General features: G+C 40.5%; 15 protein-coding genes and 1 other RNA gene. 14 read left to right on the top strand and 2 right to left on the bottom strand.

Features of this window, described 5'->3' with window-relative positions; translation table 11 throughout:
• Positions 1-2 precede the first annotated feature (2 nt).
• The 9 genes from ffs (at position 3) to ACLRYO_RS04740 (ending at position 10,083) form a co-directional block, all read left to right on the top strand.
• Positions 3-217, top strand: an RNA gene (ffs, locus tag ACLRYO_RS04780) — signal recognition particle sRNA large type.
• Between the two features lie 139 nt (positions 218-356).
• Complete coding sequence (dnaX, locus tag ACLRYO_RS04775) at positions 357-3,035, top strand: DNA polymerase III subunit gamma/tau (protein ID WP_156697297.1); 2,679 nt, start codon at positions 357-359, stop codon at positions 3,033-3,035.
• A gap of 140 nt (positions 3,036-3,175) precedes the next feature.
• On the top strand, positions 3,176-3,505 hold the full coding sequence (locus tag ACLRYO_RS04770) for a YbaB/EbfC family nucleoid-associated protein (RefSeq protein WP_008714816.1): 330 nt from the start codon (positions 3,176-3,178) through the stop codon (positions 3,503-3,505).
• A complete protein-coding gene (gene recR, locus ACLRYO_RS04765; RefSeq protein WP_004694915.1) occupies positions 3,506-4,102 on the top strand; it encodes a recombination mediator RecR in 597 nt (198 codons plus the stop codon). It begins immediately after the preceding gene.
• Positions 4,103-4,106: 4 nt separating this feature from the next.
• Positions 4,107-4,358, top strand: coding sequence for a hypothetical protein (locus ACLRYO_RS04760; protein ID WP_156697296.1), 252 nt, complete (start codon positions 4,107-4,109; stop codon positions 4,356-4,358).
• Between the two features lie 12 nt (positions 4,359-4,370).
• Positions 4,371-6,959, top strand: a complete 2,589-nt coding sequence (locus ACLRYO_RS04755) for a 3'-5' exonuclease (protein WP_413084695.1) — start codon at positions 4,371-4,373, stop codon at positions 6,957-6,959.
• The gene (locus ACLRYO_RS04750; RefSeq protein ID WP_156697294.1) at positions 6,959-8,077 is read left to right on the top strand and encodes an RluA family pseudouridine synthase; all 1,119 of its coding nucleotides are present in this window, start codon (positions 6,959-6,961) and stop codon (positions 8,075-8,077) included. The genes ACLRYO_RS04755 and ACLRYO_RS04750 overlap by 1 nt, the downstream gene beginning before the upstream one ends.
• Positions 8,078-8,337: 260 nt before the next feature.
• Positions 8,338-9,462 carry a cation diffusion facilitator family transporter gene (locus ACLRYO_RS04745; protein WP_227037312.1) on the top strand — a complete coding sequence of 375 codons (1,125 nt, stop codon included), beginning with the start codon at positions 8,338-8,340 and terminating at the stop codon, positions 9,460-9,462.
• Positions 9,463-9,510: 48 nt separating this feature from the next.
• Complete coding sequence (locus ACLRYO_RS04740; RefSeq protein ID WP_278457294.1) at positions 9,511-10,083, top strand: immunity protein YezG family protein; 573 nt, start codon at positions 9,511-9,513, stop codon at positions 10,081-10,083.
• A gap of 33 nt (positions 10,084-10,116) precedes the next feature.
• On the opposite strand, the gene ACLRYO_RS04735 is transcribed toward ACLRYO_RS04740, so the two are convergent.
• Positions 10,117-11,559 (bottom strand): amino acid permease, encoded by a 1,443-nt coding sequence (locus ACLRYO_RS04735; RefSeq protein WP_008602276.1) that lies wholly within the window; start codon positions 11,557-11,559, stop codon positions 10,117-10,119.
• Between the two features lie 282 nt (positions 11,560-11,841).
• Between ACLRYO_RS04735 and ACLRYO_RS04730 the strand changes: the two genes are divergently transcribed.
• The 5 genes from ACLRYO_RS04730 to ACLRYO_RS04710 all read left to right on the top strand — a co-directional run bounded on the left by ACLRYO_RS04730 (position 11,842) and on the right by ACLRYO_RS04710 (position 15,599).
• Positions 11,842-12,249 carry a polyketide cyclase gene (locus ACLRYO_RS04730; protein ID WP_278604703.1) on the top strand — a complete coding sequence of 136 codons (408 nt, stop codon included), beginning with the start codon at positions 11,842-11,844 and terminating at the stop codon, positions 12,247-12,249.
• Between the two features lie 12 nt (positions 12,250-12,261).
• The gene (locus ACLRYO_RS04725; RefSeq protein WP_278604704.1) at positions 12,262-12,705 is read left to right on the top strand and encodes a MarR family winged helix-turn-helix transcriptional regulator; all 444 of its coding nucleotides are present in this window, start codon (positions 12,262-12,264) and stop codon (positions 12,703-12,705) included.
• 35 nt (positions 12,706-12,740) lie between these two features.
• Positions 12,741-13,253 (top strand): pyridoxamine 5'-phosphate oxidase family protein, encoded by a 513-nt coding sequence (locus ACLRYO_RS04720; protein ID WP_287509150.1) that lies wholly within the window; start codon positions 12,741-12,743, stop codon positions 13,251-13,253.
• A 238-nt stretch (positions 13,254-13,491) separates the two neighbouring features.
• On the top strand, positions 13,492-14,277 hold the full coding sequence (locus ACLRYO_RS04715) for a hypothetical protein (protein WP_413084694.1): 786 nt from the start codon (positions 13,492-13,494) through the stop codon (positions 14,275-14,277).
• Between the two features lie 14 nt (positions 14,278-14,291).
• Complete coding sequence (locus ACLRYO_RS04710; RefSeq protein ID WP_195394750.1) at positions 14,292-15,599, top strand: hypothetical protein; 1,308 nt, start codon at positions 14,292-14,294, stop codon at positions 15,597-15,599.
• 237 nt (positions 15,600-15,836) lie between these two features.
• Here ACLRYO_RS04710 and ACLRYO_RS04705 read toward each other — a convergent pair whose 3' ends face one another.
• Positions 15,837-17,204 carry an NCS2 family permease gene (locus ACLRYO_RS04705; protein WP_004694940.1) on the bottom strand — a complete coding sequence of 456 codons (1,368 nt, stop codon included), beginning with the start codon at positions 17,202-17,204 and terminating at the stop codon, positions 15,837-15,839.
• Positions 17,205-17,337: the final 133 nt, after the last annotated feature.

Genomic DNA, 17,337 nt, shown 5'->3' with positions numbered 1-17,337 from the left:
GGATAGGATATATGAAAAGCCTCTATAGCTTTGACTATAGAGGCTTTTTCATGTATAATATTTGTATTGCAATATTGGATCATGGCAGTTCTCGGGCCTGTGCAATGGAGGCCTGTGAATCGTGTCAGGACTGAGAGGTAGCAGCACTAAGCGGTAACCTTCATGTGCCACGGGGACCCCGGGGGCTGTCGTGATCGAATATTGCAAGGCGGCCTGTGGGGCCGCTTTTTTTATGTCTAATTGATGGGCTCAAATGACTAGTGTAAATTACTGATAAAACTCTATAAAATGAGTCGGATTTTCTTGAATATGGTATAATAAAGTATTGCAAGTTTCGGAAAAAAGGGGGTGTTCCAATGGCATATATTGCGCTATATCGTAAGTATCGTCCGCAGACATTTACCGATGTAGTTGGTCAGCATCAGGTGTCTGATACATTGATGCGCGCTATCCGGGAGGATAAGGTAGCTCATGCCTATTTATTTGCCGGTCCGCGGGGGACTGGTAAGACGAGCATGGCGAAGATTTTTGCGCGCGCTATCAATTGCGAGCAGGGGCCAACGGATCACCCTTGTAACGAGTGTAGTGCTTGTAAATCGATTTTGAGCGGACAGTCCATGGATGTTCTTGAAATTGACGCCGCATCAAATCGCGGTATCGATGAGGTGCGTGCTCTTCGTGAAAGCGTCAAATTTATGCCTGTTGAAGGGCGTAAAAAGGTTTTTATCATAGACGAAGCCCACATGCTCACTACAGAGGCGTGGAACGCGCTTTTAAAAACAATCGAAGAACCTCCTGCTCATGTGATGTTTATCTTTGCCACTACAGAAATTGAAAAATTGCCTGTTACTATCGTGTCTCGTTGTCAGCGCTATACTTTTAGACGCATTACTTCTGATGACATCGCACAACGGTTATCTTACGTAGCAGAAAAAGAAGGCTTTGGTCTTGATTCTGCGGCGGCTCAGCTTATCGCTGTTCATGCAGATGGTGGTTTGCGTGATGCCTTGAGTATTCTAGACCAATGTGCAGGTATGGCAACGGGCTCTATTACACCGCAAGTGGTGGAAGAGTTAATCGGTCTCGTAAGTAAGGAATGGATTATTCACTTCCTAGATGCTTTGCGCAACGGCGATGGCCCTAAAGTATTATCCTACGTTCACGATGCATTGGCGGAAGGTCGCGATGCGACGCAGATTATGGAAGCCCTCATTCAACATGTGCGTGCCTTGCTCGTTGGTAAGGTGGCTCCTGATGCGGATGAGCTCAAGGTATACGATACCTTTAAGAATGAGTTCCTAGCTCAGGCCAATAGTGTTGATTTCAATGAACTTAACCAATATGTACGCAGTGCTCAATCCATCATGAATGATGCGAAACAAGTGGACAATCCACGAACCATCATCGAAATGGGTCTACTCGTGCTTTGTGCTAAATTAGGCTCTGTTGATGAAAGCTTAGAAGATCGTGTATATGCTCTAGAAAGTGCTGAGCGATCTGAACGAAATGATTTATTGAACCGCATGGCTCAATTGGAACAACGAGGCCCAGCGGCTCCTACACCAGCTTATAGTGCTAATGCATTTGGTCCACCTAGCGGCTATGCGAACAGCTTTGTTCCTGTAGATAATGCTGCTGTACAGAATTCTTCCATGAGTAGTATTCAAAATACTGCTGTTGGCACTGTGCCACCTCCAAGCAGCGTAGGCATGACACCACCGCCTGCGAGTATAGGTATGACGCCTCCACCGATGGGAGCACCAGGTAGTACACCGCCTCCGATGAATGGAGTGGGTATGGCTCCGCCACCAATGGGCGGCGTTGGCATGGCGCCACCACCGAATAATGGAGACCCAGTTTCCCGAAAAAACACGAGAAACCAAGCTAAAGGTCGCGGTAAAAAAGGCATTAGTACACAGGCCATCATTAGTGACCAAATCTTGTCTGCTCAAGAGTATCGCAATGTACAATCCAATGTGATTAAATACTTGAAGGATAGCAATCGCAATATGACCTCTACCGTTATCGGTCAAGGTCAGCTGGTGTACGTAGACCAAAGCAAGGCGGTCATGGCCTTTAAAAATGCATTGCATCTCAATGTAATGACCAATGAAGTGAATTTGGCGGAGGCGGTTGATGCTTTCACCTATACACTGGGCTATGCAGTACATGTAGAAATCGTGGATGCTCTCACGCAAGTTTATAAAGACTATAAAAAGGCTGCTGGTAGCACCACACAACGCCAAGTAAAAGCACCCCAACGACCACAAGAACCGATGGTTGACGTAAAGACGACTTCAGGTGCGGAACCGACACAAATGGATTTAACCAATAATCCGCAAGAGAGTAAGCCTGATTCTGCAGCCGTGGACGCGGCTAAGGCTGCGGCGATGGCATTCTTAGCTAAGAAAACCGGCGGTGCCGTTGCAAATACGGTAGTTAGTGATAGTGCGAATACAACTACAATAGATGCATCAGAAACTGCATTAGGAGCTGGCGTAGAAACAGAGCCAGCATCCAGTGGTGATGTGCCAATTACATCCTTTGATGGTAGTTCTGCGACACAGGTGCCAGATGGTGAAATTTCTATTGAGTCTTTAGCAGGTTCTATAGAAGGGGATGATATTCCGGTTCATTCCTTTGATGATGTGCCTGTAGACGATATGGAGGGTTCTTATGTATCATCCTTAGATGATATGCCACCACATCCATTAGATAGTGTGACTGTTATCAGCGAGGATGGCGAAGTGTTAGAGCGCCCTATGGATAGCGGTGCGCATATCGAGGTTGAAGCTGTCCCAAAGTCTGATGGGGGTGAACCTCGTGAGGGAACCCCATACCAAAGTGATGGAAATACAATGCTTTCACCAGCACCTATTGAAGTAGAAGCAATCGATAGCGTTACGGTGGCTCGAGAATACGCCTGGGATCCAGAGCATATGACAGAAGAGGAACGAAACAATCCTCTCTTGGCGGAAACATTAGAAAAATTATCTGAAGACCATGACATCATAGTCGAGGTTATCGAAGAATAGATAAAAAGTAATTGTTATATAATAACCTTTGGCCTTGGGGCTATTAGGTGACACATATGTAATAAATCTATGTCATATATTGTTAATGATATGGACTTAGAATATTAGTATAGGACGATGTCCTAAAAGGAGGAAATACAATGTTTGGTAAAGGTATGGGCAATATGACTGGCATGATGAAAAAAGTTCAAAAAATGCAAGCAGATATGAAGAAAATGCAAGAAGAGTTAAAAACTCGTACTGTAGAGGCTTCCGTTGGTGGCGGTGCTGTAACTGTTGTGATGAACGGTGAAAAAATCATCGAGTCTTTGAAATTGAATCCTACAGCTGTTGATCCTGAAGATGTGGAAATGTTAGAGGATTTAGTAATGGCTGCAGTAAACGAAGCTAGCAAAAAAGTAGACGACCTCTTGGCTCAAGAAATGGGCAAAGTAACTGGTGGTCTTAACTTGCCAACAGGTTTATTCTAAATGACAAACGCTTTAGAACGGCTCGTAGAACAGCTACGCCGCTTGCCTGGCATCGGTTCCAAGTCGGCTAGACGCTTGGCTTATCATTTGGTAGAAATGCCGAAGGAAGAGGTAGACCGCCTCGTGGAAACCATCGTAGAAGCGAAGGGGGCTACGCGTCACTGTTCTATTTGCTTTAACTTATCAGCTCAAGATCCTTGCGAATTCTGTAGCAATCCAAATCGCGATCAAACGACGATTATGGTTGTTGAAACATCTCGCGATGTCATTGCTATCGAGCGCAGTGGTGATTATAAGGGCTTGTATCATGTATTGGAAGGCGCTTTGTCCCCTATGGAGGGCATCGGTGCTGACGATATTCGCGTAAAAGAATTGATTGCACGCCTTCGTGATGGTGTTGTACAAGAGGTTATCCTCGCGACAGACCCAGATGTCGAAGGGGAAGCAACAGCTCTGTATTTGGCGAGATTATTAAGTCCAAGTGGCATCAAGGTAACGCGCATTGCCCGCGGTGTTCCTGTGGGTGGCGATATCGAATATGCCGATGAATTAACGCTAGGCGGTGCCGTAGTGAACCGTCAAGAAATGAAAGGATAGTAGTATGGGAGCTTTATTAGCATCACCGATTATATCGGCGGTTATTTCCATTGCTGTAGCCTACATTGCTTTCAGAGTAGCATTTTTCACCATTAAACGGGTGGCTATGAATGTTGTGATTGGTGGCTTAACCTACTGGGTATGCGTTTATATACTTAATATCCCAATGGATATTGGGGTGGGTATTTGGGCATTAACAGCAATTTTAGGTCCTATTCCTATGGTCTTAGCTGCTATATATTACGGCATTAAATAACAGGAGGTTTTTATGCTTATCAATCGTGAACAACAACGCGTTATTGATGAAGTGGAACAGAATATCTTCTTGTTAGCGTCCGCTGGGACGGGAAAAACGAATACACTTGCTTATCGGGTGGCGCACCTCATCGAGGGTGGCTATGCGAAGGCGGAGAATATCTTGTGCATGACCTTTACGAACAAGGCCGCAAACGAGATGAAAGGCCGCATTCAATCGCTCGTAGGCAGTCTTGCAAAGGCTGTGGAGGTTAGTACATTCCACAGCTTTTGCTTTTTCATTCTCCAACAAGAAGGAAAGCGCAACGAAACCTTGTACACGGACGTGACCATTTTTGACGAAGAAGACTGCAAGGAACTATCTGAACCGTACCGTCCTGGTAAATTGCGAGAAATGTCCTTTGCTAATGTTATCGCTATGGTGAAAGAATATCGTTCCTTATATGGCTTTTATTCTGATGATCTCATAGGGGATTACAAGCGGACAATCGAACGCTTACAGAAGGAACAGCGCGAAGCCATTGAACAGCTCTTCTCTAGCTTTGGTAATGTCCTCTACAGTGAACTCCATGATTTCTTGAACCATGGTCACGAATGGATTGCTGCGTATGATGAAAGCTTAGCTTCCGTGCACGGCCTAGATTTTACAGACCTCATCTGCGGTGTTCATCGCCTATTTCAAGACCCTGTAGTTCGTGAACGCTGGCGCAACCGTTACAGCTATATCTCTGTAGATGAAATGCAAGATACAGGCGTACTAGAGTACAAGGTTCTAGAAATGCTGTGGGAAGGTAATCACGTGCTACTATGTGGAGACTATTTCCAAACCATATACGAATGGCGTGGCTCCGATCCGTTCCGCTTGCTTAAGCAATTTGATGCGGATTTCAAGCCCTTGAAAATCATCTTTTATGAAAATTATCGCTCTAACTGGACGCTTTTTACGATGGCTTTCAAAACCTTGCAAAATATGTTCCCCGATCTAGTTGGGTCTATCTACACTGAATTGCCTCGTGCCAATAGTGAAAGCAAGGGTAAGCCAGTTCTCATTAAAGGCTGTAAAAATAGTTATCTTGAGGGTCGATATATCTACGAATCCATCTGCGCTTTACCAAAAGATGCTAATATCGGCGTTCTTGTGAGGGATAATAAAAAGGCACAGCAGTTAAGTGATTCTTTTGAACGTCTTAACGGCGAACGACCTGAAGAGGAACGCCGTCACTTCATGATTATCGACGAGTTCAAATTCTTTAGACGTCAAGAAATTAAAGACGTTATGGCCTACTTCAAGTTGTTGATGAATCCTAATGATTCTGTCAGTGCGAAGCGCATTATCAAGCGCTATGTTGCAGGTATTGGTGACGCTCGTATCGCTGCAATTGAAAGCCCTGAGACGCGCCAAGTAGGTTTAAAATTGACGGACTTCATGGATATGCCTATTTTTGAAGCGGAGCCTTATGCAAAGCTTGTTAGTGGATTAGAACAGCACGAAGTAGTTGTTTATGACGTGGAGAGCACCGGTACAGATACGGCTCAAGACCATATCATTCAAATTGCGGCTATCCGCATCGATGAACATGGACAGGTCTTAGAGCCTTTTGAACGCTTTATCAATCCTGGTGTACCTGTTGGTCAATCCGAAGAGGTACACGGCTTCTCCGATGCGTATTTACAAGAGCACGGCGAAGAGCCAGCTATAGTGTTACAAGCCTTTAAGGAATTCTCTAAGAATGCTATTATTGTAGGTCACAATGTAAACTATGATGTGACCATCTTTACGAATGAATTGGCGCGTCATAACTTAGGCAATCCTGAGTTCAAGGCTATTTATGATACCCTCGATATCTACCGTCGTTTCTATCCTAATTTGCCAAATCATAAATTGGGTTTCCTAGCATCTAAGTTTCCTATACACCATGAGCCAACACATAATGCAATGGATGATATCTTGGCCACTGCACAGCTTTTAATTTATGCGGTGAAAGAAAAAATCGTACCGACCACAACGGGTCGCATGGTAGCTATAAATAAATATAAGGCAGCTTTCACGGATATCGCCTCTCAAATGGCGACCTTGCGTAGAAAAGCCTATACGGAGATGCCAACGAAATTATTGGCGTATATCATGAACCAAATGGGGGTTCTAGAATACTATAAATCTCATGGAGAAGCGGCAAAGGTAGAGCATATACGCGATTTATATCGCATCATGGAAAAACTAGATACGGCTTATGAAGGGCCACCAGGACTAGCGCGGTTAAATCAAATCTTACAGATGGCGGCCCTTACGGCGGGCGAACCTGCACAGCAAGTACGAAATGAAGATCGTATTCCTATCATTACCATTCACCAAGCGAAGGGCAGCGAGTTTGACCATGTATTCTTGGCCGGGCTAAATGAAGGAACTTTCCCGAGTCCCTTTGCCATTGCAGAAGGTCGTGAAGACGAGGAAAAGCGTTTATTCTATGTGGGCATTACTCGGCCTAAACAAGAATTGACCATTACCTTTGAACAGACGAATATACGAGGTAGAGCGGTTCAACCAAGTTCGCTACTCAACTATATGCCACGAGATCCTGAACTCGTAGAAAGGAGATACTAATGGCGCGAAAAACACATCGCCCCGATGATATTCTGTGGACCGTGACAGCTGTAGATATAGAAACTGTACTTAGCAAGAAAAATGCAAGACAAAAGCTAATAGGTAATGGTCAAGATATATCAAGTAAAAATCGAGATATATCGAGTAGCAATCAAGACATATCAAGTCGCGATTCTGAGCATATTGGAGAAGTACGCGATATTTCACTTGGTGAAGTGTTAGATACTAGATATCCTCGAAAATCTTTAGTTAAACTTTTTGAAGAGAAATTAATCCACATTAATGGTCATAAGGCTACGCCAAAAGATGCAATCTCTGAAGGCGACGAGATTTGGATTGCTATGGCGAAGGAAAAAATAGATCATGACCCTATCGAAATGGACTTACGCATTCTGTATGAAGATGATGATCTCCTTATTGTGGATAAACCAAGTGGTGTGACTGTAAACTCTAAAGATCAAGTTTCTCTTGCCAATGGTGTGGCGCACTATTTTAAAGAACATGGTATCAAGCGAAAGGTACGTTTCTTGAACCGTCTCGACAGAGATACGACGGGCTGCATTGTGATTGCAAAAAGTGGTTTAGCACAAAGTATTTATCAACAGCAAATGGATGATAATACCTTTGAAAAGTGGTATATGGCGACTGTGGAAGGCATTGTAGAAGCCGATGAAGATTCTTTGGTATTTCCTATGGAACGCAGTGCTGATGGGATTCATTACGAAGTGAATCCTAAGGGAAAAGAGACTCGTACAGATTTTTCCGTCCTATGTAGACATTCTTCGCAGGCTGTGGATAACTCTGTGAATAAGTCTAAAAATTCTGTGGATATAGCAGCAAAAAATGTGGATATAAACTTAGGAGATGTTGATAAAAGTAATCAAAATGTGGACAAAACTGTGTATAAGTCCAATAAATGTGGATATTCTGAGGTTTTAGTTCGTTTGTACACAGGGAAAACACATCAAATTCGAGTAGCTTTCAGCCATATAGGGCACCCTCTTGTAGGAGATACCTTATACGGTGCACAACCTACGGAACAGCCATTTCAATTACGCGCTCAAAAGGTGGTATTTACACACATGCGCACAGGAGAGCGTATTACGGTTATGGCATAATCTGATCTGATTAACTTGTTACGTAATACAAAATACTAGTTTGTTAATAATAGGTTTGTACTATACATTGTGAAGTCACAATACATCAAATACTCTAATTGAGAAATGAGAATTATTGATAACTCAGTAAAATCAATAAGTTTAAAAATATTTTTCAAGAAAAATAATGACAAATGATAATCGATAAGCTATAATAGGATTATAAGTAAATCGATATAGTTCAATTTAAAAACTATAAATCAGAATGTAAGAGGTGTAGTATGATTTTACAAGATAATGGTGCAGCACGTAATCGGGGGATTACGCTTGCCAGTATAAAAGGCATTATAGGTAATGTCGTTCTCGTTATTTTTAAAATGATTGTGGGCCTTGCGTCTAATTCCATCGCCATCATCCTTGATGCGGTAAATAACTTAACAGATGTATTGTCCTCTGTATTAACTATTGTGGGTACGAAATTAGCCGCCAAAGGGGCTGATAAGGAGCATCCATTTGGCCACGGTCGTATAGAATATATGACTACCATGGCCATAGCTTTCATCATTCTCGGTGCAGGTATTGGATCCCTTAAGGAATCTGTGGATAAAATTATCCACCCTGAGGTATCTACATTTGATATTCCAGGTCTTGTTATCATCGCTGTTGCCATCGTTGTGAAAGTAGTGATGGGTCGTTATATCAAGGCACAAGGTGAAAAATATAAATCTGATGCGCTCGTAGCATCTGGTATAGATGCCCTTTTTGATGCGGTGATTACCTTTGCTACATTGGTATCTGCAGGCTTAGTATTTTTCTTTAACTTTGATATTCAAGGTTATGTGGGCGCTGTTATTTCTGTTTTGATTTTAAAAGCGGCGTATGATATTTTACGTGAAATGTATAACCATTTGCTCGGTGTTCGAGCAGATGATAATTTAATCCGTAATATTAAAGAAACTATCGCACAGCATCCGAATGTGGGTGGTGTATATGACTTGGTATTAAATAGCTATGGGCCAGGAGAAACAATTGGTTCCGTTCATATTTCTGTACCAGATACGATGACAATGGCAGAAGTTCACCCATTAACAAAGGGCATTGCGGTTCATCTTTATAAAAAGTTTGGTATCAATATGACTGTTGGTGTATATGCTGAAAACAAACCAAGTGTAGAAGTACTTGAAATTAGAAAAGCTCTTGATCAAGTTATTAGTTTATATACACATGTAGTACAAGTACATGCCTTCTACGTACAAGAAGAAAAGAAGGTTATCTACTACGATATTATCTTTGACTTTGACGAAGAAGATCCACATAGTACATTAGAAAAAATCAAGGCAGAAATGCAAAAACGTTACCCTGATTATACACAATTCGCTATTGTGGATACGGATTTTAGCAACTAATTTAGTAAATTATAATTTGTGTTGATAAATTCTCTAAGGAGAGATAGAATGAAAAAAATTGCTCTTATCGCATTAGCTGTAATGGCGGTTGTTGGTATGTTCGCGGTTCAGCCTGCAGATGCAAAAAAGGTAGAACAAGATCCAGTAGTGGCACCTATTGATATGCCTATGAATGATGAAATTCAACAGGTTAATGGTGTGTCTAAATCAACAAATAAAGAAACACGACGTTTGTCTAATAATTTAGCAGAAGCTACAAAAGTGATGATTAAAAAGAATTGGAAGACCATTTATATTAAAGCTGTTCCTACGGGAGATAAGGATGCTGTACGCTTTTATTACAAAGATAATAGAGGTCAAGTATACAATGGCCAAGTCATTAGAAATACAGGTCTATCCAAGGGTAAATATATGGCCGGTTCTTTACATCAAACAGAGGCCTTGCAAGAATTAGTTAATCACTTGCAACAGAATGGTCAAGAAGTACCATCCTCTATTGATATCATAATCACTCAAGAAGGCTATCGCATTAAGACTATCTTTAATTACAATGAAGATACAAGTAACTTACCAGCATATCTACAACAATATGAACAACAAAACTTCCCGTCAATGAAGTAAAAGAAAAGCTCGTGCATAGCACGAGCTTTTTTGTTAGATTACGTAATCATCGGAATCGTCTTTTTTAGGTTTTTTGTAAAGTTCTTTTACGCCTGCCATTTCGATGAGTTCTTCCCCAAGGGCATCTTCATCGTCCGTGTTAAGCATGGAGTAGAAGGCCCAAAGAATAATAAACCAAATTGGTGTGAACAAGAGGGCAATTCGCGTATCTTCGTTTAAGGCTAGAATGGCTAAAACGAAAACGAAGAACGCGAGGATAACGTAATTCATTACTGGGTATAGAGGCATTTTAAATTTAGACTGTGCCACTACATCAGGATTTTTTTTGCGATATTTGAGATGACAAATAACCATCATGGCCCAAATAAAGATGAAGCAGAATGTGGAGATTGATGTAATCATAACGAATACTGCTTCAGGCATTACGTAGTTGAGTACAACTGTAATCAATAATACGGCTGCCGAGAAAATCGTTGCTTGGTATGGCACACTGCTGTGGGTCAAGCGCCGCATTGAGCTTGGTGCGTGACCGCGTTTTGCCAAGGCATAAATCATACGGCCTGTACTGAAGATACCAGAGTTTGTAGCGGATGCTGCAGAAGTAAGAACAACGAAGTTTACGATTCCTGCAGCGGCTGTAATACCAACGGCGGTAAATACGGCTACAAATGGACTTGCAGCAGGGTTAACGGCAGTCCAAGGGTAAATACTCATGATGATAGCTAAAGAGCCTACATAGAATAAAATAATACGCAATGGGATATTGTTTATGGCCATTGGAATAACCTTTTCAGGATCTTCTGTTTCGCCAGCCGTTAAACCTACGAGTTCTATGCCTGTGAAAGCAAATACAACCATTTGGAATGATAGGATAAAGCCCATCGTTCCATTCGGGAACCATCCTCCGTAATTCCACATATTGCTAAATGCGGCGACACCGGCATCTGTAGTGAAACCAGTAACAATCATGATGATACCGATGATGATAAGAGAGATGATAGCGATCACCTTAATCAAGGCAAACCAGAATTCCATTTCGCCAAAATATTTTACAGCTGTCAAGTTCATTAACAGCAAGGCGACTAGAACAAGTAAGGCTGGTATCCATTGGGGCAGCCACGGTATCCAGTACTGCATGTAGAGGCCTACGGCCGTTAAGTCTGCCATGGCTAGTGAAAGCCAGCAGAACCAGTATGTCCATCCCGTGATAAATGCTGCTCGATCCCCTAAGTAATCTTCTACAAAGTCGATAAAAGAGTGGTGGTTTAGGTTAGATAACAGTAATTCGCCTAGTGCTCTCATAATAAAGAAGCACATAACACCTGTTATTAGGTAGGCGAATATGATGGATGGACCAGCCAAGTGAATGGCGCGACCGGAGCCTAAGAATAGGCCTGTACCAATAGCACCGCCGATGGCGAGCAGCTGTACATGCCGGTTCTTAAGACCCCGTTTTAACTGATGCGTATCAGACATAATAAAGACCTCTTTTCTACAAACTATCTATAAACATAAAAAGCCATGGATAACCATAACTTTCATAATCTATAGAATCTATAAAACTATTTTCTTATAATACAGTATCTATTCTAAAAAGTCAAATGTATTTTTACAGTAGACAAAAGATGATATGATTTTCTGATAGAGTATATCCTTATATTGATAAAAGCAAAGAATATTCTTTTTTTATGAAGTTTATTGACGAATAATATAAAATAATTTATAATAAGTACACTTATAATAAAAGGAGGATATAAAATGGAATTTAGTTTTAGTTTGAAAATAAAAGTGGCAAAAGAAGCTGTGTGGACGTATTATGCGAATATCGAAAAATGGTATGACTGGGAAGAGGATCTAAAAAATATTACATTAAACGGTAAATTTGAGACCGGTTCATGTGGTACAATGGAGCTTGAAGGTATACCACCTATGGAATATCAACTTACTCTTGTAAAACCTTTTGAAGAGTTTTGGGATAAGACTGAAACTCCATTTGGTGCTATTCTTTTCGGACATCAAATAATTGATAATCATGACGGAAGTGTAAATGTAAAACACACTGTAAGCTTAGAACGTGAAGATAAGCAACATTTAGAATTTTTAAGTCAAGTTTTTTCAGATGTTCCCCAATCTATATTTATTCTAAAAAACTGTTTAGAAAGATAAGGTGATTGCTGTTTGTTTACATCAAAATATAAAGACAATTCAGAAAAATCAACAGGATTATTGTTCATGAGGGTGTACAATAAATGGCATTTTACTATAAAACAAGCGTTAAAAGAGTTGAACTTAACACATCCTCAATTTGTTGTTTTAGCGTCTCTTGCTTATCTATCACAACATGATAACGAAGTCACACAAGTTATGATTTCAAAACTTTCAGGGATAGATGTTATGACGGTATCTCAAATATTGAGCTTATTGGAAAAACGTGGTTTTGTAGAGCGAAAAGAGCACTCTAGAGATACACGTGCGAAAGCTGTTCTTTTAAATGAAGAGGGCGGTGCAATATTACAAAAAGCAGTTCCATTAGTTGAACAAATTGATGAAGTCTTTTTCGGAAAGCTAAAGAGTGATGAAGCTCAATTTAAACATCTTCTTGGTAGATTACATGAAGAGTAAGGTGTATTAATTTTCTGATTCTTGTGGAGGCTATTATGAGACGTCAAGATCGTATGGTTACAAATATAGATGAAATTAAGAGCATTTTAAATAGCACTCGCATCATTCACTTAGGTATGATGGATGGTGATTATCCTTACGTGGTACCTTTACATTTCGGTTATGAAATTGTAGATGATATACTCTACATCTATGTACATGGCTATCATGAGGGGAAGAAGTTTAATTTGATTAAAGTGAACCCCCATGTATTTATCGAAATTGACGGTAATGATGAGGCCCTCGTATCAGGTGGAGATATTCCTTGTAAATATAGCTCGGTTTATTCTAGTGTGATGGGCCGAGGAGAGGCTACCTACTTAGAGCGTGTTGATGAAAAAGTTCATGGTTTACAAGTGTTGATGAAGCATCAGACTGGTCGAGAATTAACCTTTACCGATGCCATGGTAAACTCTGTGGGCGTAGTTCAAATTAAGGTTGTAGACTATACTGCAAAAAGACGAAGACAGCTTGAACAAGATATTATTATGCCTCCATTAACTAAATAATGACAAAACATCCTATTGAACTCTATTGTAATATAGCGTTTAGTAGGATGTTTTATTATGTATAACTAGTTAGCATTAAAGCAGCTAATGGCTCATAACTATACTTTCACAATAGGAAAGATAAAAGTTTTATGAAGTAGCTAGGGCAACAGAATCGGTGGCATGTTTTTGATATAAATAAGAAAATATATCATTATATGTGTAAAGTATATATCAAGTTTTTATAAAAGGAGAGATCATGAAGAAGCTTCTATTTAAGTCCGTTTTATCTGCTATGGCTGTAGGATTATTGTGTGCAGGATATGTTTCAGCTGATGTTGTTAATGATTCTATATCTACAGATACTGTTGGTGTTTCAGCTGCCGTTACATTTGATATGCCTAGAGTTCATCCTGATTCAGCAATCAAAGCATTACCAAGACAGACTTTATTAGAGTGGCCTATGAAAACTCAAGAAGGGGCTCGTAATTGGAAAGGAATAGTAGAAGCTGCACAGCAACTGCCGTATGAGGTCAAGGCGCCTAGCTATATACCTTATGGTTATCAGCTCTATACAGCGCGTCAAGATCGAAATGATGTATTAGAGGTTGTATATTACAAAAAAGGTGTGACTATCTATCGGGATGGGAAAAAATATATAGATAGTATTATGGCCTATAGAATGGGATATTCCTTGGATACTGTAAGAGATACACCATATGTTCCATCTGAATACGGCGATCTTGAATGGTCTAAATCAGGTGATTCTAGTGAGGTTTATTATACCGGTAATCCTGAAACGCATATGGTTCGCAGCATTACGTGGGCGAAGGATAATATGGCTTATTCCCTATTCTTCTTAGAACAGGTGAAAGAGGCTGATGCGGAATTCTATAAGGACCATGTGGTACCGTTGAAAAGTATTGATAGCTCTCGTTATGAACTAGTTGGTAACTATCCGATGAAACCGATTAAACCTAAAACTATTGAAGAAATAAAACAGGAACATGTAGTTCCTATGAAAGCAAAGACTGGCGTGATTTAGAGAGAGCAGAAATTATGAGATTAAAAACAACAAAATCATTATTAGCAATGGGAATACTAGCTGCTGTGGTAAGTAGCTTTGGAGTACAATCAGTTAGTGCATTATCTCCTTTAGTAGATGAAAATGGACATACAGTTACCACTGATACAGTGGAAAAGAATAAAGAACTAATGAATCGCTATCGGTGGTATGAACAACTTGATAATGGTGATATCCTAGAGCGTAATATTGAGGCAACTACTAATTATTTTGGATATAATTTACAAATTCCGTCCTATATGCCTGAAGATTATGTAGTACGCGATGTAAAGTCAAGAGATCATGACGTATTAGAAATCGTGTATACGGAAACGGGCTATAATGGAGAATATGGTCAGAAATTAACCTTCTCTAATACAGATATTGTGTATCGTATGGGGTGGGCTATCGATACCGTGGTAAAGCCTATATTGGAAAAGACAAAATACGATGCTGATGATGCCGTTAGCTTTACTACCCCTAATGGAGTCCCTGTACATACTTTAGGCTCTAGCAACGACTCTGTTCAAATTGCTTATTGGGAAAAAGATAATAAAGTATATATGCTCTACTTTGCCACTACAAGAAACCAAAACTTTGTAAGCAAAATTGTAGACTCTGTAGGTCCTCTTACTAACGTAGCCGCTGATGATACTCGATTACGTGGTGAACGCAATGATAAGCAACATGTTGAAGAAAACGATGCGCAAAGTGTTAAACAAAATGGTGAACAAGATAGACCTCATTTTGAAACTATTGGTTTGCCACTGCGTACACATACGAATTCTGAGTGGCCTATACTTACGAGTAAATCCATCGGCTTACCTAGCGGTGTAATTGATGCATCTCGTAAGCTGTCCTATGACGTATCCGTACCAAGTTACTTGCCTCTTGGCTATACATACTATGCTACACATTTTTATGATAATGATGTATTAGAAACTGTATATTGGAAGGAAGGTCAAGAATATCAAGAACGCAGCGGACGTTGGGTAAATCATACGATGGTCTTTCGCATGAGCTACTCTATGGATACGGTATGGCCTAAAGAATATGTTCCAACGGAATACCATGACGTACAGTGGATTGACTCTACGCCAACCGGTGATGTGCAGTATACAGGTAATGTAGATAAGGGCTTAGTACGCAGTGTTGCATGGAGCAAAGATAACATGGCATATTTCTTGTTCTTCCAAGTGCCTGTGAAAGTATCTGAAGCAGAGTTTTATAAAGATCATGTAGTACCATTAAAAAATATTGATTCAAGTCGTACAGACTTAATCGGTGTAAAAACGATTCGTTAATACTAAACCCTAATAAGACTCTATAGTACGATTCGGTGATGCCATACGACGTTAGCGTTTAGTAAAAGCGTACATAATAAAAAGAACCTATTTCCTAGATATTAGAGTAATATCTTTGGAGATAGGTTCTTTTAGTGTATGTAATTTACATATATTTTGCTTTTAGGTATTAGTGATTTTATAGTTATCGAATATAAAGTAGCTTTCACTAATAGCATCATTATGGGTATACGTTAATTAGAAGAATACGTAACGGATAATAACGAGAACCGCCAATACGTACATAATCCAGTTAACTTCTTTTGCACGGCCTGCAATGATTTTGAGTAGAGGGTATGCAATGAGACCTGCAGAGATACCGTTAGCGATGCTGTATGTGAACGGCATCAATACGATAACGAGGAATGCAGGGAAGCCTTCAGTCCAATCATCGAAGTCGATGTTGCGAATGGCACCTAACATGAGGGCACCTACGATGATAAGAACAGGAGATGTGGCTGCATTTGGAACCAAGGATACCAATGGAGCCAAGAATAAGCAAATTAGGAAAAGTACGCCTGTTGTGACAGCTGTTAAACCTGTACGGCCGCCAGCCCCTACACCTGCAGCACTTTCAACGAAAGCCGTAATTGTAGAAGTACCGAGTAATGCACCGGCACTAACACCGATAGCATCTACGGTCATGGCTTTACCAAGACCGGGGAATTTACCAGATTTAGGATCTGCTATTTTCGCCTCTGTAGCGGTACCAATCAAAGTGCCCATAGAGTCGAATAATTCTACAAAGGTGAAGGAGAAGATAATCGTAATTAAGCCCATGTGAAGAGCACCAGGAATATCTAATTGCAAGAATGCTGCTTTAGAGAAATCAGGCACGGCCAATACGGTGAAGTTCTCAGGCATTGTGGAAAGGCCTGTCGCATAGGAGATGATTGTTGTTACTAAAACGCCGATCAAGAGCGAACCTTGAATTTTGCGAGCCATCAATAAAGCTGTAAAGATGAGGCTAAATAGTGCCAACAATGTTTCACCACTGTGCAAATTACCGAGCGTCAAAAGTGCCTCAGATGCTGGAGGAACTAGATTACCATGTGTCTGTACGACTTGACCCAAGGAGTTTGGAGACAAACTTATGGAGATAGCCATCAAGCCGGATAACTTTAAACCGATGATAGAAATGAAAAGACCAATACCAACGGTAATGGCAATTTTCATGGAGGCTGGGATACCTTCAACGATCATTTGTCGTATTGATGTCAATGTTAATACGAGGAAAACGAGACCAGAAATGAATACCGCACCTAATGCTGTTTGCCAAGATACGCCCATACCGAGAACTACAGTAAAGGAGTAAAATGCCAAGAGGCCAACTCCTGGAGCGAGAGCAATTGGGTAGTTTACGAATAAACCCATAGCAATCGTCACAAGACCCCCACCTAAGGCTGTGGCAATGAGGACCGCATCCTTATCCATACCTGCAAGACTAAGAATGTTTGGCGCCAAGAATAGGATGTACGCCATCGTGATAAACGTAGTGATACCTGCTAAAATTTCTGTTTTAACGGTTGTACCACGTTCACTGAGTTGAAATAATTTATCTAACATTAGATAAAATCCTCCCTATATGAAATTAAAATCATACCTAAATAAAGATATTTCGATATATGTATAGTGTATCATATTTCCCACCATTTTTTGTATGAATTTGTGATATACTATTAATATATTATGAATGATA

The organism is Veillonella parvula, from assembly GCF_047241225.1.
Lineage (GTDB): Bacteria > Bacillota > Negativicutes > Veillonellales > Veillonellaceae > Veillonella > Veillonella parvula_O.
This window is presented reverse-complemented; position numbering and strand designations above follow the sequence as displayed.